A 21,166-nucleotide genomic window follows, 5' to 3' on the forward strand; every position below is an offset into this window, starting at 1 on the left:
CTTTTCCCTTCTTCCCCCAGAGGCACTATGCGCTGCGTCATCGCCCGCTTCCCCTTCGAGCTGGTCAAGAGCGAGGTGCAGCAGTCGATGAAGGGCATCAAGCCCGAGCCCATCACGGGTGAGTCCGTGGTCATCGGCCGCCGGGTCTTCCCCGTGAAGCAGGTGGGTGAGGTGATCACCCGCCAGGACCGCCGCGACTTCACGTCCTTCGAGGTCACCAGGGCGCTGACGCGCCTCGGTTTCACCTGCAACCCGGTGGCGCCCGAGCCCGCGGCCGCCCCGGCGCCGGCGCTCTCCCCGCTGGAGTCGGCGTCCGCGATGCTCGGGACGCCCGTACAGAATTGATCCCCGGGTCGTGACCGGGCCGGAGGGCGCACGCCCTCCGTACGGGTCACGGCCTGCCGTGGGACGCCTCGCGCGTAGTACAGTCAGCGCCCATGTCGAAGCCTGATCATCTGCTTGTTGACATCGCCTCAGCGGTGGAGTCCGAGCAAAGCAATCAGATGTCCCTCACCGTCGTCGTCCAGGGCGCAGTCATCACGGGACGTCTGGCACCCGAAGCCGTCTGGCGCGAGCGGGTCGCGGAGGTGCTGCGGGACTCGGAGCGCCTGGGCCCGTTCGCGGCCGTCTTCGGGTCCGCGGGCAGCGCGGCCGCCCTGCGGCCCGGCGAGGACCCCACCCATCTGCACTTCCACGTCGCGCGGATCCTCCAGGGGAGCGTGGGCATCCCCGAGACCGGCGGGATGTACCGCATCGCCGTCAAGGACGTCAGCGCCTGGACGGTGGGCGACTTCAGCTACTCGGACCACTGACCACCCCTCCCCCGCACCACCCCACCGACAACACACCGCAGCCCCGCTACCAGCTGGTACCGGGGCTGCGGTGTGTGTACGGGCAGGCCGTACGTCTCGCGCGTTACGCGGCGCTGCTGCGCGGCGCGGACGCCGTCGCCGACGACGCCGCCGGACGCGCGGCGGAGCCGGTCCTGGCGCGGGACGCGCCGCCCGAGCGGTGACCCTGGCCGCCGGTACGGCCGCGGCCGCGGCCCGCCGACGTACCGCGCTTGCGCTCGGAGACGGGCGCGGTGATGACGACGGGGACGCCGGACGGCGCCTGCGCGCCGGTGATACGGCTCAGCTCGGCCTCGCCGGAGCGCACCTGGGTGATCTGCGGGGTGATGCCGGCGTCGGCCATCAGGCGGGTCATCTCGCGGCGCTGGTTCGGCAGGACCAGGGTGACGACACTGCCGGACTCACCGGCGCGCGCGGTACGGCCGCCGCGGTGCAGGTAGTCCTTGTGGTCGCTGGGCGGGTCCACGTTGACGACCAGGTCGAGATCGTCGACGTGGATGCCGCGCGCGGCGACGTTGGTCGCCACCAGCACGGTGACGTGGCCCGTCTTGAACTGGGCGAGCGTACGCGTGCGCTGCGGCTGGGACTTGCCGCCGTGCAGCGCGGCGGCGCGCACGCCGCTGTTCAGCAGGTGCTCGGTGAGCCGGTCGACGGCGTGCTTGGTGTCCAGGAACATCAGCACCCGGCCCTCACGGGCCGCGATCTCCGTCGTGGTGGCGTACTTGTCGGCGCCGTGCACGTGGAAGACGTGGTGTTCCATCGTGGTGACCGTGCCGACCGAGGCGTCGACCGAGTGGACGACCGGGTCGTGCAGGTAGCGGCGGACCAGCAGGTCGACGTTGCGGTCGAGGGTGGCCGAGAACAGCATCCGCTGTCCGTCGGGGCGCACCTGGTCGAGCAGCGCGGTGACCTGGGGCATGAAGCCCATGTCGGTCATCTGGTCGGCCTCGTCGAGGACGGTGATGGCGACCCGGTCCAGGCGGCAGTCGCCGCGGTCGATGAGGTCCTTGAGGCGGCCCGGGGTGGCGACGACGATCTCGGCGCCGCCGCGCAGCGCGCCGGCCTGGCGGCCGATCGACATGCCGCCGACGACCGTCGCGAGGCGCAGTCGCAGCGCCCTGGCGTACGGGGTGAGGGCGTCGGTGACTTGCTGGGCCAGCTCGCGGGTGGGGACGAGGACCAGGGCGAGCGGCTGCTTCGCCTCGGCGCGCTGTCCCGCCGTACGGACGAGCATGGCCAGGCCGAAGGCGAGGGTCTTGCCGGAGCCGGTACGGCCCCGGCCCAGGACGTCCCGTCCCGCCAGCGAGTTCGGCAGCGTGGCGGCCTGGATGGGGAAGGGCTCGTTCATGCCGAGGCTGGTGAGCATGTCCGTCAGCGCGGACGGCATCTCCAGCTCGGCGAAGCTCGTCACGGCGGGCAGCGCGGGGGTGAGCGTCACCGGCAGGGCGAACTCGCCCTGGACGGAGGAGGGGCGGCGCCCGTAGGAGCCACCGGAGCCGCCGTTGCGGCCCGAACCGCCGGAGCGGCCGGGGGCACCGGAGCGGGTGGGTGCGGCACCGGAGCGGAAGCGGCTGACGCCGCCGTTGCCGGTGGAGCCGGAGCCGCCGCCCGTACGTGTACGGGAGTAGCGGTCGTTCGTGCGTGTGCGGTTCATTTCCGAACCTTTCTCGATGCGGCACGTATCGAGAATTCTTGGCAGGGGTGACCGCACAGAGAATCGCAAGAACGAGCCGGAATTTCGTTGAACGGAGCCACGCCGGGGCGAAAGAAGCCTGAGCCGGCGTATTTGGTCTCTCGTCGCCCGAGGCGGCCGTTACGGCGGTCCGGGCGGGTCCTGCAAAAAGCAACGAGCTGGGGTCCGCATCCCAAGGAGCGGACCCCAGCTTGTCATGCGCCCATGCGTCAGGCGGGAACGATGTTCTCCGCCTGCGGGCCCTTCTGGCCCTGCGTGACGTCGAAGTTCACCTTCTGGCCCTCCTGGAGCTCGCGGAAGCCCTGGGCGGCGATGTTCGAGTAGTGGGCGAAGACGTCAGCGCCGCCACCGTCCTGCTCGATGAAGCCGAAACCCTTTTCCGCGTTGAACCACTTGACGGTACCACTGGCCATTTTGATCTCCTTCGGGGCAATGTGCCCGGAGGTCCGCACTGTGCGCACCCCACGTCGCCGCGATGATTACCCCGTCCGGAAGAAATCCGGAAATACAAAAGCGCACCTACCGGCACATAAAGCCGGGAAGAGCACTTGAAGTCTTTGGGAACCACAACTGCAACTGAGATCAACAGTAGCACGGTGCATGTGGATGGGCACGGCAGGTGTTATCACTCCGCCTGCCGTGCCATAAATACTGACCGCGCATCGGGGCTATTTCTGTACTCGCCGCCATAGATATCGCACGGATCCCGGACGGCCCTTCGCGTACGGATTTCCTGGTGTCGCCGCCGGGTACGGCCGCCGCGGCGCGCGTACGGTGGCCGCGACGGTTGACGGGTCCTTCTGCCGGTTCCGGTCCTGGGGTGGCGCCATGTGCTGGAGTGCGACGGCCGATCTCGTGGCGGGCGCCGCGATCGCGTCGGTCGGCGTGGCCTGTGTGGCGCGCGTGCGCCGGGCCCGCGATCTCCCGCTCGCCGCGCTGCCGCTGCTCCTGGGCGCCCACCAGATCACCGAGGCCGTCGTGTGGGACGGCGGCGGGGGCACCGGGGCCGCCACGCTCGCGTGGGCGGTGGTGGCGCTGCCGCTCCTCGTGGTGTGGGTGCCGCTGGGCGTCCTGCTGGCCGCGCCGCCGCACGCCAGGCGCCGGCTGGTGGGGCCCGCCGTCCTCGGGCTCGCCGTCGCCGCCGTCCTCTCCTTCCAGCTGTCCGCGCGGACCGTACGGGCGGAGGTGCGCGGTCACACCGTCGGGTACGTCGTCGACCTCCCGGACGCGCCGGTGGTCGTGGCGGGCTATCTGCTCGCCACGCTCGGGGCCCTGCTCCTCGCCGGTGACCCCCTGCTCCGGCTGCTCGGCGGGACGGTCGCGGCCGGGGCGGTCGTGTGCGCCCTGCTGTGGCGGCTGGAGTTCGTCTCGACCTGGTGTGCGGTCGCCGCGGTGGCGTCGGTCCTGCTCCTCGGCTGGGTGGGGCGTACGGTCGGGGAGTTCACGCCCCGCGACGCCGGAACACACTGAACTCCCGTACCAGGGGCCCCTGGAGAGGCGGAAACGGTCACCGGCGGGGCGGGCTCGGGCCGTTCGGATCCAGGTCCGGGGTGTCAAGGATTACTCAATACACAACAACACACCTTAGGCTGCGGTACAGAGGTCACCCTCGTGGGACAACAGCGGTGGCCCGGAACGGAAGGCAGCCACTATGACCACCACGTCCGGAGCGCCCGGGAACCCCGGCAGCATCGACGCGACCACCGCGCTGTTGCAGGCCGAACTCCCGCGGCTGGAAGAGCACCAGCAGACACTCGAGAAGGACCTCGCCGCGGTCACCGAGCGGCTCGAGTCCGTGCGCGCCGCGCTCAGCGCGCTGCGGGCCCTGTCCCTCGCGCCCGAGCTCCAGGAGGCCGAGCAGGCCGCGGCGGCCGCCGTGCCGGCCGCGGTGTCCGCGGCGTCGGTGGCACAGGACACCACCGACGTGACGGTCGGGACGGCCGCCCCGGCGGGCCGCAAGGCCGCTTCCGGCATCAAGCGGAAGCTGCCCGCGGCGGGGCCCAAGAAGCAGGGCCAGACCCGGCCGCCGGCCAAGAAGAACACCGCCTCGAAGCGGGTGAAGGCGGCGAAGCCCGCCAAGGCCGCGCCCGTCGAGCAGACGGCGGACGACACCTCCGAGTCGGCCGGCGGACTCACCGAGCAGGTCATCCAGATCCTGGCCGACGCGGGCGACTCGCCGGTGCGGGCGCGCGACGTGGCGGCGAAGCTGGGCCGCGACGACAGCCCCGGCGCCATCAACGCCGTACGCAGCACGCTCGACCGGCTGGTGGCCACCTCCCGCGCCCACCGCGCGGGCCGGGGCCTCTACCAGTCGCCGGGCAACTGACCGGGGCGCCCGGCGGGCGCAGGGTGGGGCAGAACGCGTTTTCGTCCTGATTTCGCAACAGGCCGTGTCCGGCCGGGACATGATGCGTAATGTCTGAACACCTCGCGCCCGCCTCGTCGTGCGGCGCCCACCCGGAAGCAGGACGTTCTGCCATGCCCCGTACCCGCATAGCCGCCACCGCCGCCGTCACCGCGGCCGCGGCGGCCGCCACGTTGTTCATGTTCCCCGGGCAGGCCCAGGCCGCCGGATCCGTGCACCTCACGAAGATCTGGTACAACTCCCCGGGCTCGGACACCCGTTCCAACACGAGCCTGAACGGCGAGTGGGTCCAGATCAAGAACACCACCGCCAAGTCCGTGAGCCTCAAGGGCTGGACGCTCACCGACGCCTCCAAGCACGCCTACACGTTCGGTACGTTCACGCTCAAGGCGGGGAAGACCGTCACGGTGAAGACCGGCAAGGGCACGAACACCGCCGCGACGGTGTTCCAGAAGCGCGGCGCCTACGTCTGGAACAACGACAAGGACACCGCGACCCTGCGGCGCGCCACCAAGGCCGTTCAGGACACGTGTGCGTACAACGCCCCGAAATCCTCCTCCAAGGCCTGCTGAGCCCTGACCGGCCCTCCTCCAACTCGCGCCGCCCCGCCGGGAACTCCACGGCGGTGACAGCCGACCACTGAGGGAGAAGGTGAGCCGGACGGGCCGTGAGGTCCAGGAGGAGGGCCGTGGTGTTGAAGTGGTACGAGGACGAATCGCTCTGGTCCGACTTCGCCTCCACGATGTTCTCGGCCGACCGGGGTGAGACGGTGGCCGGACTCGTGGACTCCTCCCCCCTCCTGGACTTCCCGCCGGGCACCCGGATCCTCGACCTGTGCTGCGGTCCCGGGCTGTTCCTCGTCCCGCTGGCCCGTCGCGGCCACGCCGTCACCGGGGTCGACCTCAGCCCGTCCCTGCTGGAGCGGGCCACCAGCGCGTGCGCGGAGGCGGAGGTCGACGTACGGCTCGTGCGGGCCGACATGCTCACGTACACCGATCCCGGCGCGTTCGACGTCGTGCTCAACGTCTTCACCTCGTTCGGCTACTTCGACGACCCCGAGGACAACCTTCAGGTGCTGCGCAACGCGTGGGCGAGCCTCGCGCCCGGCGGGCGGCTGCTGGTCGACGTGATGGGCAAGGAGGTGCTGGCCGGCTGGATCGGCCGGCCGCAGGCCGTCGACCTCCCGGACGGCGCGTACGTGGTGCAGCGGGACGTCGTCCTCGACAGCTGGCGGCGGCTGCGGACCGACTGGACGCTGGTGCGCGGCGTGACGGCCCGTACCGCCTCGATCACGTCCTTCCTCTACAGCGGCGCCGAACTGCACGACCTGTTCGTGGCGGCCGGCTTCACCGACGTCGAGTGTTTTGGCGGCTTCGACGGCTCGCCGTACGACCAGCACTCCCGGCGGCTGATCGTCACGGGGACCAGGAAATGAGGCCCCGCGACGTCATGGCGCCGGACCTCGGCCCCGCCCTCGCCCCTCCCCCGGCATCCGCGCCGGCTTTTCGGCCCGCACCCGTGCACGCGCACATCACCGACGCGATGAAGGCCCCGGACCTGGTGAGGCTGGGCGACAACATCGTGCTGGCCCGCTTCGAGACGATGAAGGTGTACGCGGCGCTCGGCGCCGTCCGCGCCCTGCTCCGCGCGGGCCGGGTCGTCCCGGGCCAGACGCTCGTGGACAGTTCGAGCGGCATCTACGCGCTGGCTCTCGCGATGGCCTGCCACCGCTACGGGCTGCGCTGCCACATCGTGGCCTCCACGACCGTCGACGCCGTGATGCGGGCGCAGTTGGAGGTGCTCGGCGCGACCGTCGACCAGATGCCGCCGTCGAGCAGCCTGCGGCTGGACCAGGAGCGGCGGGTGCGGCACGTACGCCATCTGCTGGCGGAGCGGCCGGACTTCCACTGGATGCGGCAGTACCACGACCCCGTGCACTACGCCGGATACGGCGAGTTCGCGGATCTGGTCGCCGGGGCCCTGCCCGACGCCGAGCTGACGGTGGTCGGCGCGGTGGGGACGGGCGCGTCCACCGGCGGTCTGGTGCAGGCGCTGCGCGGGTCGGGCCGGCCGGTGCGGCTGGTGGGGATCCAGCCGTTCGGCAGTGTGACCTTCGGCAGTGAGCGGTTCAGCGACCCGGAGGCGATCATCGCGGGCATCGGCAGCTCCATCCCGTTCGAGAACGTGCGGCACGAGCTGTACGACACACTGCACTGGGTGGACTTCCGCCATGCCATGGCGGGTGCGGTGGGCCTCCTGCGGGACCACGCCGTGTTCGCCGGGCTGTCCACCGGCGCGGCGCACCTGATCGCCTCGTGGGAGGCGGCCCTCGACCCCGGGCGGCTGCACCTCGTCATCGGCGCCGACACCGGACACCGGTACGCGGAGCGGGTGTTCGCCCGGCACGCGGAGGCGCTGGACCGGTCGTCGCTGCGGCCCCGGCGGATCACGGACCTGGCCGAACTGCGGCCGCCGTGGTCGGTGATGGAGTGGGCCGGACGGGCCCACCAGGAGTCCGGCGCGACGCCGGCGGAGGAGGTCTCATGACGGTGGTGGCACTGGAGGCGCTGTCCTTCGGACTGGCCAGGACGGCCGCCGCGGCGGCTGCCGCCGGGCACCGGCTGTGCCTGCTCACCGGCGACCGGTCGGTCTACCGGCACGAGCTGGACACACTGCCGCCCGGTACGGCCCTGGACGTGGTGGACGTCGACACGTTCGACGTGGACGCCACCCGGCGGGCGTTCGCCGCCGTGCCCGGGGTGGCCGGGATCATCAACACCACCGACACGTGGAGTGTGCCGGCGGCGGTGCTCGCCGCCGAGTCCGGCCTGCCGGGCCCTGACCCGGACTCCGTACGGCTGCTGCGGGACAAGGCGCGGGTGCGCGATCTCCTGCACGGCAGGGGCCTGGGCAAGAGCCCCGCCCTGCGGGTGGCCCCGGACCCCGCGAGCGCGGCCGAGGTGCTCCGTACGGTCGGCCTGCCGGCGGTCCTGAAGGACGCGGCGGGCACCTCGTCGCGTGACGTGTGGGTGGTGAGGGACGAGGAGGCACTGCGCACCGCGCTCGGGGAGGCGGGGCAACGGGCCCTCACCGGGGGGCTGTTCGCCGAGCCGTTCCTGTCCGGTCCGCTCTACAGCGCGGAGACGATCGGCTGGGGCGGGGAGAGCCGGCTGCTGGGGGTGCTCAGCCGCCAGACGTCGCGGGAGCCCGCCGTACGGGAGGAGGCCGCGGCCTTCCCGGTCGTGTTCCCGCCCGGCGGACTCGGCGAGATCGAGGAGTGGGTGGGCCGGGTCCTGCACACCGCGGGGCACCACAGCGGCTTCGCGCATGTGGAGTTCGTCCTCACCTCCGAGGGACCGCAGCTGGTCGAGATCAACCGGCGGATCGGCGGTGCGCTGGTCGGTGAGGCGCTGTGCCTGTCGCTGGGGACCAATGTGTACGAGGCCATGATCGAGGCGGCGCTGGGCGTACGGCCCGCGCTGATGGACGCGCGCCTCGCACACACGGGCCCCGCCAGTGGTTTTGTCCTCGTGTACGCGGACAGGCCCGGCGTCCTGACCGGCTGGCGCGGGCTGGAGGGGCTGGGCGACTACCCGGGCGGGGTGCGGTGGTTCCCGACCCGGGCGCCGGGGGACGCGGTGCGGTACGTGCACGACCAGCGCGGCTGTACGGGCATCGTGCTGGCGGAGGGCGCCACGGCGGAACTCGCGCTGCACCGGGCGCTCAGCGCCGCCGGGGGTGTGCGGGCCGTGGTCGCGGCCGACGACGGCCCGTGAGCGCGGGGCCGGCGGCGGGAGCCGGTCCCGGCCGGGGGGCCGCCGGCGGGGAGGAGGCCGGTGACCGGCTCTGGTCCGGGCCCCGGTCGTTCCTGCTGGGCGCCTCGTTCCTGATCACGCTGGGCAGCTTCGCCGTCCTGCCGTACATGTCGGTGGTGCTGCACCAGCGGCTGGGGCTCGGCCTCGGCACGGTCGGTGTGGTGCTGGCCGTCGCCTCGCTGGTGCAGTTCTCCGGCGGGGTGGTGGGCGCGGCGCTGGCCCGGCGCGTCGGGCTGCGGACCACGATGGTGGTGGCGCTGGCGGTCCGTACGGCGGGGTTCGCCGCGTTCGTGCCGGGGCTCGGCAGTCCGGTGGCGTCGGTCGGCGCGCTGTTCCTGGTGTCCTGCGGCGCGGCGCTGTATCTCCCGGCGAACAAGGCGTATCTGGTGGAGGGGGCGCCGGAGCGGGACCGGCCCCGGCTGCTGTCGGCGAGCGGTTCGGCATTCAACGCGGGGATCGCGCTGGGCCCCCCGCTGGCGGCGCCCTTCGTGCTGACGTCACCGGCCGCGCTCTTCACCGTGGTCGGTGTGTTGTTCGCCGCCGTGGGGGTGGGGCACCTCCTGCTCCCGTCCGTGGGCTCCCCCGGGGCCGCTTCGGACAAGGGCGTTCCCGGCGTGACGTCGGGTGCCGGGGGCGGGGTCCTGCCCTTCCTCGTCACCGTCGTGAGCGTGTACGTCTTCATGTTCTTCCAGCACTACCTGGCGCTGTACGCGGTCCCCCGCACCTCGGCGTCGTTCTACGGCCTCGTGTTGATGACGTACGCGGGCCTCCTCGTCGTCGCGCAGCCGCCGCTGTCCCGGTGGATCGCCGGGCTCACCTACCCGGGGGCGATGCGCGTGGGGTTCGGCGCGATGGCGGCCGGGACGGCGGTCATCGGGACGGGCGGGTACGCGGGCATCGGGGCGGGGGCCGCGCTGATCTGCCTGGGGGAGCTGGTCCTCTTCCTCAAGAACGACCTGGAGGCCCTGGCCCGGTCGTCGGCGCCCCCGGCCACGGTCTTCGGCCGGCAGCGGCTGGCGGCGGGCATCGGGGCGTTCGCGAGCGGGGTGGTCGGGGGGCAGCTGTACGGCGTGGCCGAACGGGCGGGCTCCCCGGGCGCGTTCTGGGGTGCGGTGTCGCTCCAGTGTGTGGTGCTGCCGGTGGTGCTGACGGCGGCGGTGCGTCACCGGTACGGCGGGGCCTCCGCGCGCACCGGTGACGCGCCGGGTGTCAGGCCGGCTGCCCGGCGAGGGCCGCGCCGTCGGCCCGCCAGACCGAGGTGAGGTCGCGCCGGGCCCGTGCGACGCGCGAACGGACCGTACCGACGGGGCAGTCGGCGGCGACGGCGGCCTCCGCGTAGGACAGGCCCAGGAGTTGGGTCAGGACGAAGGCCTGGCGGCGCGGCCCGTTCATCGTGTCGAGGAGGTCGTAGACCGCCACGCTCTCGTCGAAGCCGGGCAGATGGCGTGGCTGGGCGCGCTCGGCGGCCAGCTGCCAGTCCGCGGTGTCGGCGACCCGGGGTCTCGCGGCGGCGCTGCGGTACCGGTCGACGACCACACACCGGGCGATCGACAGGAGCCAGGTCCTGGCGCAGGAGCGGCCGGCGAACTTGGCCAGGCCGGTCAGGGCCCTTACGTAGGTCTCCTGGGCCAGGTCGTCGGCGCCGGGCACGTCACCGCTGAGGTGGGCGACGAACCGCCGTACGTCGTCGTACGTGGCGCGGACGAAGCGTTCGGCGGCCTCCCGGTCACCTCGTCCGGCGGCCAGCGCCCACGCGGTGACGCGGTCGTCGCGGTGGCTGTCGTGGCGGCCGGTGGTGCGGACGGGAACGGAAACCGGTACACGAACGGGCCTGGCGGACCGGGCCGTTGACGGGGACGTCGTGGGGGATGTCGTGGGGGGAATCGTGGTCGGGGCAGTGAACATCGCAAAGAGTCCTTCGCGTCCTCGTGGGCCGTCCCGGACGGGATCGGGCCCCCTCGGTGGCCGGGCTCCGGGCCGTGCGGGTCGCCGGAGCGCGGCATGACGGTGTACGCCCCCGGCCGCACGCGGACAGACGCCGGCCGCCCGGCGGTGTGCCGGGCCGTGAGCGGGCAGGGGGGTTCAGCGGCAGGACGGAAGGAGTGGCGGCCCACGCCGGGAGACGGAGTCCAGCACGACGCGGCGGCCGGGGCGCCGCGGCGCCCGGTGCGGGACGGTGGGACGGACCGCGGGCAGGCGGTGTCCGCCGGCGGGCCGGGACAGGAACCGCCAGGCCAGGCGGAGCGGGGAGCCGATGAACAGGGCGAGGCTGCGGGCGAGTTGGCCGACGGCGGTCTCGCCCCGCCACAGCCACCAGCCGCACAGCAGACCGGCGAGCAGGTGGGCGGCCGCCATGCCGGCGGTCGGGGAGTGACCGTCGTACGCCATCGTCAGTGCCATCAGGTCGGCGGACTCGGCGCTCATCCCCTGGTGCGCGTGGGCCATGCTCATCGTCATGCCGGACCGGCCGCCACCGGAGGCACCGGCCGTCCCGGCCGTACCGGACGCCGGCAGACAGAGCGGAAGCACACCGAACAGGTAGTGCAGGACGGCCTGTCCGACGGCGGACGCGGCCACGACCACCGGGCCGCTCCGGTCCCGGCCCGTCAGCCACCAGCCGGCGCCGAGCACCAGCACGAAGGCGCCGCCCAGCGCGGGTAACGGGACAGGGCCGCCCGAGCTGAGCGCGTGGCCGAGCCCGGACACCGCTACGCACACGGCAGCGAAGATCGCGGCGCGTGTGAGACGGAGTGCGGGCCCGGCTCTCATGGCGGTCATCGTGCCACTCGCGCGGGAGCCTCGGAAAAGGGCAGCCGATCCTGATACGTCGCCAGTTCACCCACTAAGAAAGGACAACACTTCCGTGTGATCCATGTCACACAACGGGGCGGGGAACTTTTCCGGTACGCGGGCCGACTCCTCGGAAGACGCGCGTGTCCCCGCTCCACCCCACGCCACCGAGAAAGCCGTTACCCATGAAGCCGACCCCAGCGCCCGCCGCCCCCGACCCGGCCGGCCGATCCACAGAGGCCGACACGGCCGCGGAATCCGACACCGCCACCGGGTCCGACCCGACCGCGGGCGCGGCCGAGGCCGAGCGTACCGCCGGCCGCGCGCAGGGCCGGGTCACACTCCGGTCGGACCTGCGCGCCTCCCTACCCGACGGCCTGGTCGCCCTCGTGCTGACCGCGGCGGTCTTCGCGCTCATCTACGCCCGCATCAAGGCGAAGACGTCGTCGACCGTGACCGTGATGCCGTTCATGGCCGACGCGGGCGGCTTCTGGATGTACTTCCTCAGCCAGGCCTTCGGCTGGACCGCGCTGCTGTGGGCGTGGACCACCGTCGTTCTCGGACTGCTGCTCAGCGGCTCCACCCCCCGGTGGCTGCCGATGTCGGCGCCGCGCCTGGAACGCCTCCACCGCACCACGAGCCTCAACACGATCGCCCTGATCCTCGCCCACGCCCTGCTGTTCGCGGCGGAGTTGGTGCGCCACGACACCGCGCGCTGGAACTCCGCCGTGTACACCGCGTTCGTCGAGGCGTTCGTACCGGGCGGGTACGACTCCGGGACCGGCGTGTGGGCGATGCCGATCGGGCAGGCCGCGCTCTACGTGGCGATCCCCCTCGGGCTGCTCTTCTACGTCAGGCACCGGATCGGCCCCAAGACCTGGCGGGTGCTGCACCGCTTCGTGATCGTCGTGTACGTCCTGAGCGTGTGGCACACCCTCCTCTACGGCACCAACGTCTGGTACGACGGGTGGTTCCGGACGACCGTATGGCTGCTCCAACTGCCCATCGCCGCACTCCTGCTGGTGCGTCTGCTGGCCCCCGCGCGCCGCTCCGAGAAGCTGGCGCGGCCCGGTGCCCACACCGGATCGGCGGCGGGCTGGGCCCTGCGGTTCACCGGCCGGTTCGCGGCCGCCGCCATCATCGCGGCCCTGCTCGCCGTCATGATCAGCGGCAGCGACGGCGGCCGGACGGTGCCGCCGGAGGACACCTCGTCCACCCACAACCACGACTGAGAGACGGCGCGTCGCCCGCGGCGCGGTGGTGTGGCGGGCGGCCGTTCCGTTCACCTGCTGTCGCGCCACTCGCGCGGGGACATCCCGTACGCCTCCCTGAAGACGCGGCCGAAGTGGCTGGCGTTGGCGAACCCCCAGCGCCGGGCCACCGACGCGATCGTCACGGCTCCCGCGCCGGGCCGCGCGAGGTCCCTGCGGCAGTTCTCCAGCCGGTGCGTCCTGATCCAGTCGCCGAGGTGGACGCCGGAGCGGGCGAGGATCGCGTACAGATGCCGTACGGACACGTTGTGCTGCCGTGCGATGCGGGCGGCGGTCAGGTCGTGGTCGGCGAGGTGCGCCCGTACGTACTCCATGATCCGTACGTCCAGGGTGGCTTCGAGCGGCTCGCGCGCCGGCCGCGGGTCCGGCAGCCGGGAGGTGAGGGCCGCCCTGATCAGTTCGATGCTGGCCGTGCCGACGGCGTCCGCGACCGTGAGGTCGGGGACCTGCGGGGTCTCGGCCAGGCGGCGCAGATAGGTCGCCGCGAGGTCGGCCATCGGGTGCTCCGTACCGAACCGCAGTGCGGTGAGCCGTCCGAGCGTGTCCGCCGGGAGCGCCAGATCGCTCTGCGCCATGCGGAAGAAGTGCTGGTGGATCCCCTGCGGCTGGAGCAGCGTGTACGGGACGGTGGTGTCGTAGATCGCGAAGTCGCCGGGCCGCAGCACCGCCTCGCGGCCTCCCTGGACCACCATGCTGGTGCCGGACACCTGGAGGCCGAGGAACACACTGGGTGGCAGATCGTCCCGGGCGAGGCGGGGCGTGCGCCGGACGGTGGTGGCGTTGGCCGCGACGGAACAGACGTTGAGCCGTCCCACGTCGCTGATCACACCGCACACGGCGATCCGGTCGGGCTCCGGCTGGTGTTCGATCTCGACCCGGACGACTGTGTTCCAGATCGCCTCACGGATCGCTTCGGCCCGCTCGGCCGGCGCCACCTGCTGCACATCGAGGATGACCACCATCCGGCAACCACCTTCTGAACTCGCTCCACGCTGTCTGCCAGGGCGGGCCCGAGTCTATCCGGCGGGGCGGCGGGCGCCGGGGGTGGAACCGTCGCGGCCCCGCCCCGCGTTCTCCTCACAGCGCCGTACGGACCGGCGCTGTGAGGAGAACGGGACGGGTGGTGCCGATGAACGAGTTGGTTCCCGGGGGGAATCTGCCGCTGCCGGACGGCGCGCTGACGATCCGGGTGCCCGGTCCCTTCGACCTGTCCGTCCTGATCACCGGGGACAGTGGGAAGGTCGCCGGTGACGAGGACTTCGTGTTCTACAACCAGCCGTCGGCGCCCGGGGTGCGGCTGGGCTCCGGGACCGTCCGGGTGGATCCCCGGCGGCTGCGGGCCGGGGCCAGGCGGCTGACCGTCGTCGTGAGCGCGGCCGACCCGGGTGTCCCGCTCGGCCGGCTGCCCGTTCCGGCGCTGACGGTCAGCGGGGAGGGCGGGGGTGTGCTGGCCCGGTTCACGCCCGTACGCCCGACGCGTGAGACGGTCCTGCTGCTGGCGGAGATCTACCGGCGGGGTTCCGGGTGGAAGCTGCGCGCGCTGGGACAGGGGTACGCGGACGGGCTTGGCGGGATCGCCCGGGACTTCGGGGTGGACGTGGCGGAGGAGGCGGGGCCGCCGGCGGCCGTGTCCCCTGTACGCGCCCCGGCCACGGCCCGCGCCACACCCCGCGCACCGGCCTCCCCGCCGGTGGCCTTCGGGGACGGTACGGAAGCGGAGTTCGCCGCGCTCGTCCGCACCGACCGCCTCGCCGCGGGCGCCCCGCCGGTGACCGTCGAGCCCCGGCTCTCGGCGGCGGCCCGGGCCCATGCCGAGGCCATGGCGCGGCAGGGCCGGCTGGGCGCGGAGGGGCCGGACGGGACGTCCGTCTTCCAGCGGATCACGGCGGGCGGGTACCGCTATCTCCGGATCGAGCAGCACCTGGTCTCGGGCCCCCGTACCGCGCGGGAGTTCCTGGACTACTGCCGGTCGGACGCCTCGACCCGGGGTCCGCTGCGGGACTCCGCGCTGACCGACGCCGGGATCGGGCGGGCGGCCGATCCGCGCTCCGGCGATGTCTACTGGACGGCGTTGTGGGCGCGGCCCTTCACGGCCGGGGGGCTGGTCGGGATCACCGACGAGGTGCTCGCCCTGACGAACGCGGAGCGGGGCGCGGCCGGGCTCCGGCCGCTGGCCCACGACGGGCGGCTGGCCGAGGCCGCGCAGGCGTACAGCGCGGACATGGCGGCGCGCGCCTTCTACTCCCACACCTCGCCCGAGGGGCTGGCCCCGTGGGACCGGGCGGCCGCCGCGGGCGCGACCCACCGCGGCATCGGCGAGAACATCGCCTGCGGGCAGCGCACGCCGTCCGAGGTGGTGGAGGGCTGGATGAACAGCCCCGGCCACCGGGCGAACATCCTGAAGCCGGACTTCACCCACCTCGGCGTCGGCTACGCGGGCGGCGGCCCGGCGGGCACGTACTGGACACAACTCTTCGGCCAGAGCTAACCAACGACGGGCGTCCACGACTCCCCCAGCGCCCGCGTCGATCAGCGCCCCGGCCCCTGTCCGGAAGCCGGGCCGACTGCCGACCGGCGCGACGGTGTATGCGCGCCCACACACCGGACGACGCGGTGACCCCCGCCGCCCGGGCGCGCACGGGACGGCGGTCCGACGGGCGGGCCAGGGCGCCGGTGAAGCCGCCGCCGGCGACCGGCTCGGCCAAGGCGGGGGGCCGCCGCATGGTGGTGCGTCCAGGCGGACCCACCTGCTTCACGGCGAGAAGCGACGGCGCCCGGTCGCCCGTCAGGTCAGGCCGCCGCCCCGGTCAGCTGGACGGCGTGCCGCACACACGCACCGGACGACGCGGCGATCCACGCCGCCCGGGCCTCGACCGGGACGGCGTCCGGCAGGCGGCCCCAAGGCGCCGGTGAAGCCGCCGCCGGCAACCGGCACAGCCGGGACGGTGGCCGCCGCACGGTGGGGCGGCCGGGCGGACCCACCTGCTTCACGGCGGGACGCAACGGCGCCCGGTCGCCCGTCAGGTCAGGGTGCCGACCCGGTCAGCTGGACGGTATGCCGCGCACACACGCACCAGACGACGCGGCGATCCACGCCGCCCGAGCCTCGACCGGGACAGCGTCCGGCAGGCGAGCCCAAGCCGCTGGTGAAGCCGCCTACGGGCGGCGTCCGGCACGGCCAAGGCGGCTGGGCCGCCGCACGGTGGGGCGGCCGGGCGGGCCCGTCTGCTTCGCGGCGAGAAGCGGCGGCGCCCGGGCGCCCGGCAGGTCAGGCCGCAGCCCTGCTCGTGCGTGGGCGTGGGACCCGGATGTACGTCGCGGCGTACGCGGCCGTCGCCGCGGTCAGGATTCCGAAGCTGGGTGGTACTTCGGGCACCGCGTAGCTGAGGCCGAGTCCCGTCCACATCTCGGTGACCGCCAGCAGGGCGGAGAGCGCGAGCGCGCGGTAGGGGCGGTCGGTGAGGCGTTGGGCGGCGCCCGCGGGGGCCGCCAGGAGGCCCAGCAGCAGGAGCGAGCCGACCGCTTGCGTGGCCTCCGCCGCACACGCGCCGGCCAGCAGGAGGAACACGTAGCCGAGCAGGCGTACGGGCACGCCCCGGGCGGCGGCCACCTTCTCGTCCACCGAGGCGAACAGCAGCGGCCGGGCGATGACGACGACGGCCGCGCAGATCCCGGCCGCCACTAGCGCCGCGAGACGCGCCTGGGCTCCCGACATGCCGAAGATCGAGCCGAAGAGGACGTTCATCCCGGCGCCGCCGTTCGCCGCGCTCCGGGAGGTCGTGTAGAGGGTCAGGAAGAAGACACCCAGCCCCAGGATCCAGGAGAAGATGCCGCCGATGGCCACGTCGTCGGCCCTGCCGCGCCGGCCGAGGCCGCCGAGGAGCAGCGCGACGGCGATGGTCGCGGCGAACAGGCCGAGGCGCGGGTCGTACCCGAGCGCGAGCGCCGCCAGCGCGCCGGTGAAGGCGACGTGGCTGAGCGCGTCCCCGGTGAAGACCTGGGCGCGCAGGACGAGGAAGTAGCCGACGAGTCCGGCCGCGCCGGCGATCGCCGTCCCGGCCAGCAGGGCGTGCTGGAAGAAGGGGTGCCCCAGGGCGCCGGGCCAGCCGGAGGCGGCGGAAGCGGCGGAAGCAGCCGCGGAGGACGTCCCGTACGTCATACCGCGCCTCCTGCCGGTACGGGCGCGGGCCGCCGGCCGTCGGCCAGGGCGCCCACCCTGGCCAGGACGTACGCGGCGAACGCGAACGTGGTGACGTAGAAGCCGAGGGGGTACGGCGAGTAGTAGGCGGCGATCAGCCCGAGCCAGGTCACCGCGACGGCGAACAGCACGGACAGCGCGAGGCTCGCTACGGGGCGGGCGGTGAGCGTCTGGGCCGTCGCCGCGGGCATCACCAGGAGCGCGAACACCAGGAGGGTGCCGGTGATCTGGCTCGCCTCCGCGGTCGCCGCGCCCAGCAGGACCAGGAACAGCGTGGAGAGCAGCCGTACCGGCACCCCTCGCCCGGCGGCCACGTCGGGGTCGACGGAGGCGAACAGCAACGGCCGTCCGACCACGGCGAGGACGGCGAGGACCAGCACCGTCACGACGAGCAGGACCAGGACCTGGGTGGTGGTGATGCCGAGGAAGCTGCCGAAGAGCAGCGAGGTCACCCCGCCCAACAGGCCCTTGTACAGGGCGGTGAAGAGGAACCCGCAGGCGAGGAGGAACGCCTGCACGGTGCCGACGAGCGCCGCCTCCCCGCCCTCGCTCCCGCGACCCGCGCGCGGCACGGCGGCGACGACCAGGGCGGCGGTGAGGCAGAAGGCGAAGTAGCCGTAGGCGGCGCCGAGGCCGACGAGCGCGGCGCCCGCCGCGCCGGGGAAGCCGACGACGGCGAGCGTGTGCCCGGCGAAGCTCTGCCGCCGCAGCACCATGAACCAGCCCATCACCCCCGCGCCCACGGCGATCACGGTGCCGGCCCGGAACGCGTTCACCATGAACGGGAACGCCCACATCCGCGACACGTCGGTGACCAGGTTCCACGACCACCCTCCGTACGCGTCAGCGAGTGGCATCGCGGCCCCCTCGCCCCGGCGCGGGGTGCCGGTCGGTGTGCACGGCTGGCGCCTCCGGCTGCCCCACGACGACCAGCCGGCCGTCGGACGTGCGCAGCACCTCGATCGGGGTGGAGTAGAGCCGGGACAGCGTCGCCGAGGTGATCACCTCGGCGGGGGTGCCCGCCACGGCGCCGCCCCCGGCGAGGTACACGACCCGGTCGAGCCGGGACAGAATCGGGTTCACGTCGTGCGCGACCATGATCACGGCGACCCCTTCCTCCCGGCAGACGCGGCCGACCAGCGCGGCGACGGCGGCCTGGTTGGGCAGGTCGAGGCTGTCGAGCGGCTCGTCGAGCAGCAGCAGTTCGGGACGGCGTACGAGCGCCTGCGCGATGAGCAGCCGTTGCTGTTCACCGCCCGAGCACGCGCCGATCGGCCGGTGCGCGTACGACGCGGCCCCGACCAGGTCGATCACCTCGGCGACCCGCCGGGCGGCGGCCCGGCCGCGACCGCCGAGGCGTCCGGGGAGGGGAACGCCCCAGCGGTCGCCGTCCCAGCCGAGGCGCACGACGTCGGAGCCCCGCAGGCGCAGGGAGGTGTCGAAGCTGCGGCGCTGCGGCAGATAGCCGACCCGCTCGCCGGACGCGCCGGGCCGCGCGCCGAGGACGCGTACCTCGCCCGCGGCGGCCGGCAGCACCCCGAGGAGGACCTTGACGAGGGTGGACTTGCCCACCCCGTTGGGCCCGAGGACGGCGCTGAACTCCCCCGCGCCGACGTCCAGGTCGACGCCGGACCAGAGGACGCGTCCGCCGACCCGTACCGCCGCACCCCGCAGCGACACGGCGGAGGGTTTCGTTCCGGGGGGTTCGGCCCCGGCGCGGACGGGTGGAGGCGTCACTTGCCGGTGGCCTTGGCCAGTGCCTGCTGGAGGCCCTGGAGCTGGCGTACCTGCCAGTCCTGGAAGGACGCTCCGGCCGGGGTGAGGGTCTCGGTGACGGTGGCCACCGGAATGCCCTCGGCCCTCGCCGCCTTCACCTGCGCCTGTACGTCGGGGGTGGCGTTCTGGCTGTTGTAGACGTAGACCTTGATCTTCTTGTCCGCGATCTGCTGATCGATGGCCGCCTTGTCCCTGGCGGTCGGGTCGGTGCCCTCGCTGATCGCGCTCAGGAACGAGTCCGGGGTGAGCATCCTGAGCCCGAGGCCGTCGGCGAGGGGGCTGACGATCGACTCGGAGGCGCCGATCGGGGTGCCCGCGTAGGTGCGCTTGATCTCGGATATCAGCTTGTCGTACGGGGCGAGGGTCGTGGTGTCGTACGTGTTCCTGAGCCGGTCGAAGTCGGCGGCGTCGGCCGGGTCGATCTTCTTGTAGTCGGCGGTGATCGTGTCGATGACCTGGTGGACGTCGTCCGGGGAGTACCAGCGGTGGGGGTTGCCGCCCGGCTTGATCCCGACCAGGTCGCCGACCACGAGGTCGGTGCGGTCGGCGGAGGGGCTGCCCGCGAGGAGCTTGCCGGCCCACGCGTCGTAGCCGATGCCGTTGACGATGGTGAACCGCGCCCCGGCGACGGTACGGGCGTCGGCGGCGGTGGGTTCGTAGTCGTGGGGGTCGGCGTCGGGGCTGTTGATGATGCTGGTGACCTTCACGTGCCCGCCGCCCAGCTGAGCGGCGACGCTGCCCCAGAAGTTCTCCGCCGCGACGACCTGGATGGTCTTGCCGCCGTGCGCGCCGCCGGCGGTCGGGGAGGGATCGGCGGGCGATCCGCCGCCGGAGGGGGACGAGGTGGAACAGGCGGTGGCGGCGACCGCGGCCAGGACGGCGACGCCGCCGAGGGCGAGCCGGGTCGGCCGGCGTACGGCGGAACGGGGCGGAACTGCGTTCATGAAACGGGATCTCCTCAGGCAAGCCGGTCTGTATCGGTGGGACACCGGCGTTCCGGACGGGCCCGACGCTAGATGGAAACGACTTTCAACACCATGGGTCCTGGCGCAGATATGAAAATCATTGCCACTTCTTGACCGCGCTTCCGGCCGCGCGGAACGCTCCCGATGGTGTGAGACTGCCGGTGAGGAGGTAATTCCGGTGGCCGCCGAATCTTCCGCGACAGGTCCCGGCTCCCGCCCCGCGCTGGGGCCGGGTCCCGGTCCTGGTGAGGCGCTGCTCGACCAGCTCCTCAAGGAGGCGCACGGCGCGGCGCCGATGGACCTGCCGGACCTCGTCGACCGGTGTGCCGCTGCCATCGGTCTCCAGCAGCTCGCGGTGTACGTCATCGACCTCCAGCAGCGTCACCTCGTCCCGCTCACCGACGGACTGCCGTCCCTCGACGTGGACTCCTCGACCGCGGGGGAGGCGTACCAGACGCTCTGCCTCCGGATGGAGGAGAGCCGGCGGGCCGACGAGCTGACCGCGTGGCTGCCGCTGGTCGACGGCGCGGAGCGGCTCGGTGTGCTCGGCGTCCGCACGGCGGTGTTCGACGCCACGCGGCTGCGCCGCTGCCGCATGCTGGCCGCCGTGCTCGCCATGGTGATCACCTCGAAACGGGCGTACAGCGACAGCTTCGCGCGGCGGGCCCGCTCCGAGCCGATGCGGCTGCCCGCGGAGATGCTGCGCGCGTTCCTGCCGCCGCGGACCATCGGCAACACGAAGGTCATCTCGACGGGCGTGCTGGAGCCCGCGTACCGCATCGGCGGTGACGCGTTCGACCACTCGCTGACCCAGTCGACCCTGCACGCGGCGATCCTCGACTCCATGGGCCACAACCTGGCGTCCGGTCTGACGACCGCGGTGGCGATGGCGGGCTGCCGCAACGCCCGCCGGGCCGGTGCCGGTCTGCCGCAGCTCGTCGACACGGTCGACCAGGCGCTCGCGCAGTGGCTGCCCGACCAGTACTGCACCGGCATCCTGAGTCAACTCGACCTGAACGACGGTGTGTTCCGGTGGATCAACTGCGGGCATCCGCCGCCGCTGCTCATCCGCGACCGCCGGGTGCTCGGTCAGGCCCTGGAGCGCACCCCCCAGCCGCCGATGGGCCTCGCCGCCCAGTTCTCCGACGCGCCGCACGAGGTCAACGAGGTGGCGCTGGAGGCGGGCGACCGGGTGCTGTTCTACACGGACGGGGTGACGGAGGCGCGGGTGGACAGCGGCGCGCAGCTGGGCCTCGAACGCTTCACCGACTCGATCATCCGCGCGACCGCCTCGGGGAAGCTCTCGCCGGAGGCGCTGCGCGTGCTGATCCACTCGATCCTGGACCGGCAGCGGAACCAGTTGCGCGACGACGCCACGATCCTGCTGATCGAGTGGCTGCCCGCGGGCCGCTGACCGCCGCGGGGGTACGGCTCTCTCCGGC

Annotated in this window: 21 protein-coding genes; 12 read left to right on the forward strand and 9 right to left on the reverse strand. The window is 73.2% G+C overall.

Translation table 11 applies throughout. The features are described 5' to 3' along the window. Positions 1–27 precede the first annotated feature (27 nt). Entirely contained in the window at positions 28–345 is a 318-nt protein-coding gene (locus ACIODU_RS26200) for an SCO5918 family protein (RefSeq protein WP_356421380.1), read from the forward strand. A 92-nt stretch (positions 346–437) separates the two neighbouring features. After that, positions 438–812, forward strand: a complete 375-nt coding sequence (locus ACIODU_RS26205) for a hypothetical protein (RefSeq protein ID WP_356421377.1) — start codon at positions 438–440, stop codon at positions 810–812. Between the two features lie 103 nt (positions 813–915). Here the strand turns inward: ACIODU_RS26205 and ACIODU_RS26210 are convergent, their stop codons facing one another. Next, positions 916–2,505, reverse strand: a complete 1,590-nt coding sequence (locus tag ACIODU_RS26210) for a DEAD/DEAH box helicase (RefSeq protein ID WP_401770217.1) — start codon at positions 2,503–2,505, stop codon at positions 916–918. A gap of 248 nt (positions 2,506–2,753) precedes the next feature. After that, positions 2,754–2,957, reverse strand: a complete 204-nt coding sequence (locus ACIODU_RS26215) for a cold-shock protein (protein ID WP_014061102.1) — start codon at positions 2,955–2,957, stop codon at positions 2,754–2,756. A 415-nt stretch (positions 2,958–3,372) separates the two neighbouring features. Here ACIODU_RS26215 and ACIODU_RS26220 point away from each other — a divergent pair, with 415 nt between their 5' ends. The 7 genes from ACIODU_RS26220 to ACIODU_RS26250 all read left to right on the forward strand — a co-directional run bounded on the left by ACIODU_RS26220 (position 3,373) and on the right by ACIODU_RS26250 (position 9,986). Beyond that, a complete protein-coding gene (locus ACIODU_RS26220; protein ID WP_401770219.1) occupies positions 3,373–4,014 on the forward strand; it encodes a DUF6629 family protein in 642 nt (213 codons plus the stop codon). A gap of 181 nt (positions 4,015–4,195) precedes the next feature. Next, entirely contained in the window at positions 4,196–4,870 is a 675-nt protein-coding gene (locus ACIODU_RS26225) for a hypothetical protein (protein WP_401770221.1), read from the forward strand. Positions 4,871–5,022: 152 nt separating this feature from the next. Further along, complete coding sequence (locus ACIODU_RS26230) at positions 5,023–5,481, forward strand: lamin tail domain-containing protein (RefSeq protein ID WP_356421364.1); 459 nt, start codon at positions 5,023–5,025, stop codon at positions 5,479–5,481. A gap of 122 nt (positions 5,482–5,603) precedes the next feature. Then, complete coding sequence (locus tag ACIODU_RS26235; RefSeq protein ID WP_401770274.1) at positions 5,604–6,344, forward strand: class I SAM-dependent methyltransferase; 741 nt, start codon at positions 5,604–5,606, stop codon at positions 6,342–6,344. After that, positions 6,341–7,456 carry a pyridoxal-phosphate dependent enzyme gene (locus ACIODU_RS26240; protein ID WP_401770222.1) on the forward strand — a complete coding sequence of 372 codons (1,116 nt, stop codon included), beginning with the start codon at positions 6,341–6,343 and terminating at the stop codon, positions 7,454–7,456. Before ACIODU_RS26235 ends, ACIODU_RS26240 begins: the two co-directional genes overlap by 4 nt. After that, on the forward strand, positions 7,453–8,685 hold the full coding sequence (locus ACIODU_RS26245) for an ATP-grasp domain-containing protein (RefSeq protein WP_401770224.1): 1,233 nt from the start codon (positions 7,453–7,455) through the stop codon (positions 8,683–8,685). Before ACIODU_RS26240 ends, ACIODU_RS26245 begins: the two co-directional genes overlap by 4 nt. Next, positions 8,682–9,986: an MFS transporter gene (locus ACIODU_RS26250; RefSeq protein WP_401770226.1), complete on the forward strand. Its 1,305-nt coding sequence runs from the start codon at positions 8,682–8,684 to the stop codon at positions 9,984–9,986. The genes ACIODU_RS26245 and ACIODU_RS26250 overlap by 4 nt, the downstream gene beginning before the upstream one ends. On the opposite strand, the gene ACIODU_RS26255 is transcribed toward ACIODU_RS26250, so the two are convergent. Further along, entirely contained in the window at positions 9,934–10,629 is a 696-nt protein-coding gene (locus tag ACIODU_RS26255) for a sigma-70 family RNA polymerase sigma factor (protein ID WP_401770227.1), read from the reverse strand. The genes ACIODU_RS26250 and ACIODU_RS26255 overlap by 53 nt on opposite strands. Before the next feature lie 177 nt (positions 10,630–10,806). Further along, on the reverse strand, positions 10,807–11,442 hold the full coding sequence (locus ACIODU_RS26260) for a hypothetical protein (RefSeq protein ID WP_356421355.1): 636 nt from the start codon (positions 11,440–11,442) through the stop codon (positions 10,807–10,809). A gap of 257 nt (positions 11,443–11,699) precedes the next feature. On the opposite strand from ACIODU_RS26260, the gene ACIODU_RS26265 reads away from it, so the two are divergent. Then, complete coding sequence (locus tag ACIODU_RS26265; protein ID WP_401770229.1) at positions 11,700–12,746, forward strand: ferric reductase-like transmembrane domain-containing protein; 1,047 nt, start codon at positions 11,700–11,702, stop codon at positions 12,744–12,746. 50 nt (positions 12,747–12,796) lie between these two features. Here ACIODU_RS26265 and ACIODU_RS26270 read toward each other — a convergent pair whose 3' ends face one another. Next, positions 12,797–13,747, reverse strand: coding sequence for a helix-turn-helix domain-containing protein (locus ACIODU_RS26270; RefSeq protein ID WP_356421349.1), 951 nt, complete (start codon positions 13,745–13,747; stop codon positions 12,797–12,799). A 167-nt stretch (positions 13,748–13,914) separates the two neighbouring features. On the opposite strand from ACIODU_RS26270, the gene ACIODU_RS26275 reads away from it, so the two are divergent. Then, positions 13,915–15,273 carry a CAP domain-containing protein gene (locus tag ACIODU_RS26275; protein WP_401770231.1) on the forward strand — a complete coding sequence of 453 codons (1,359 nt, stop codon included), beginning with the start codon at positions 13,915–13,917 and terminating at the stop codon, positions 15,271–15,273. A 780-nt stretch (positions 15,274–16,053) separates the two neighbouring features. Here ACIODU_RS26275 and ACIODU_RS26280 read toward each other — a convergent pair. Genes ACIODU_RS26280 through ACIODU_RS26295 form a run of 4 tightly spaced genes read right to left on the reverse strand, consistent with a single transcriptional unit; the run spans position 16,054 to position 19,703 of the window. After that, on the reverse strand, positions 16,054–16,944 hold the full coding sequence (locus ACIODU_RS26280) for a metal ABC transporter permease (RefSeq protein WP_401770233.1): 891 nt from the start codon (positions 16,942–16,944) through the stop codon (positions 16,054–16,056). After that, entirely contained in the window at positions 16,941–17,840 is a 900-nt protein-coding gene (locus ACIODU_RS26285) for a metal ABC transporter permease (RefSeq protein ID WP_401770234.1), read from the reverse strand. Before ACIODU_RS26285 ends, ACIODU_RS26280 begins: the two co-directional genes overlap by 4 nt. After that, a complete protein-coding gene (locus ACIODU_RS26290) occupies positions 17,827–18,663 on the reverse strand; it encodes a metal ABC transporter ATP-binding protein (protein WP_401770236.1) in 837 nt (278 codons plus the stop codon). Before ACIODU_RS26290 ends, ACIODU_RS26285 begins: the two co-directional genes overlap by 14 nt. A gap of 53 nt (positions 18,664–18,716) precedes the next feature. Further along, on the reverse strand, positions 18,717–19,703 hold the full coding sequence (locus ACIODU_RS26295; RefSeq protein ID WP_401770238.1) for a metal ABC transporter solute-binding protein, Zn/Mn family: 987 nt from the start codon (positions 19,701–19,703) through the stop codon (positions 18,717–18,719). 244 nt (positions 19,704–19,947) lie between these two features. Between ACIODU_RS26295 and ACIODU_RS26300 the strand changes: the two genes are divergently transcribed. Next, complete coding sequence (locus ACIODU_RS26300; RefSeq protein ID WP_401770276.1) at positions 19,948–21,138, forward strand: PP2C family protein-serine/threonine phosphatase; 1,191 nt, start codon at positions 19,948–19,950, stop codon at positions 21,136–21,138. Positions 21,139–21,166: the final 28 nt, after the last annotated feature.

The organism is Streptomyces sp. NPDC088261, assembly GCF_044740805.1.
Lineage (GTDB): Bacteria > Actinomycetota > Actinomycetes > Streptomycetales > Streptomycetaceae > Streptomyces.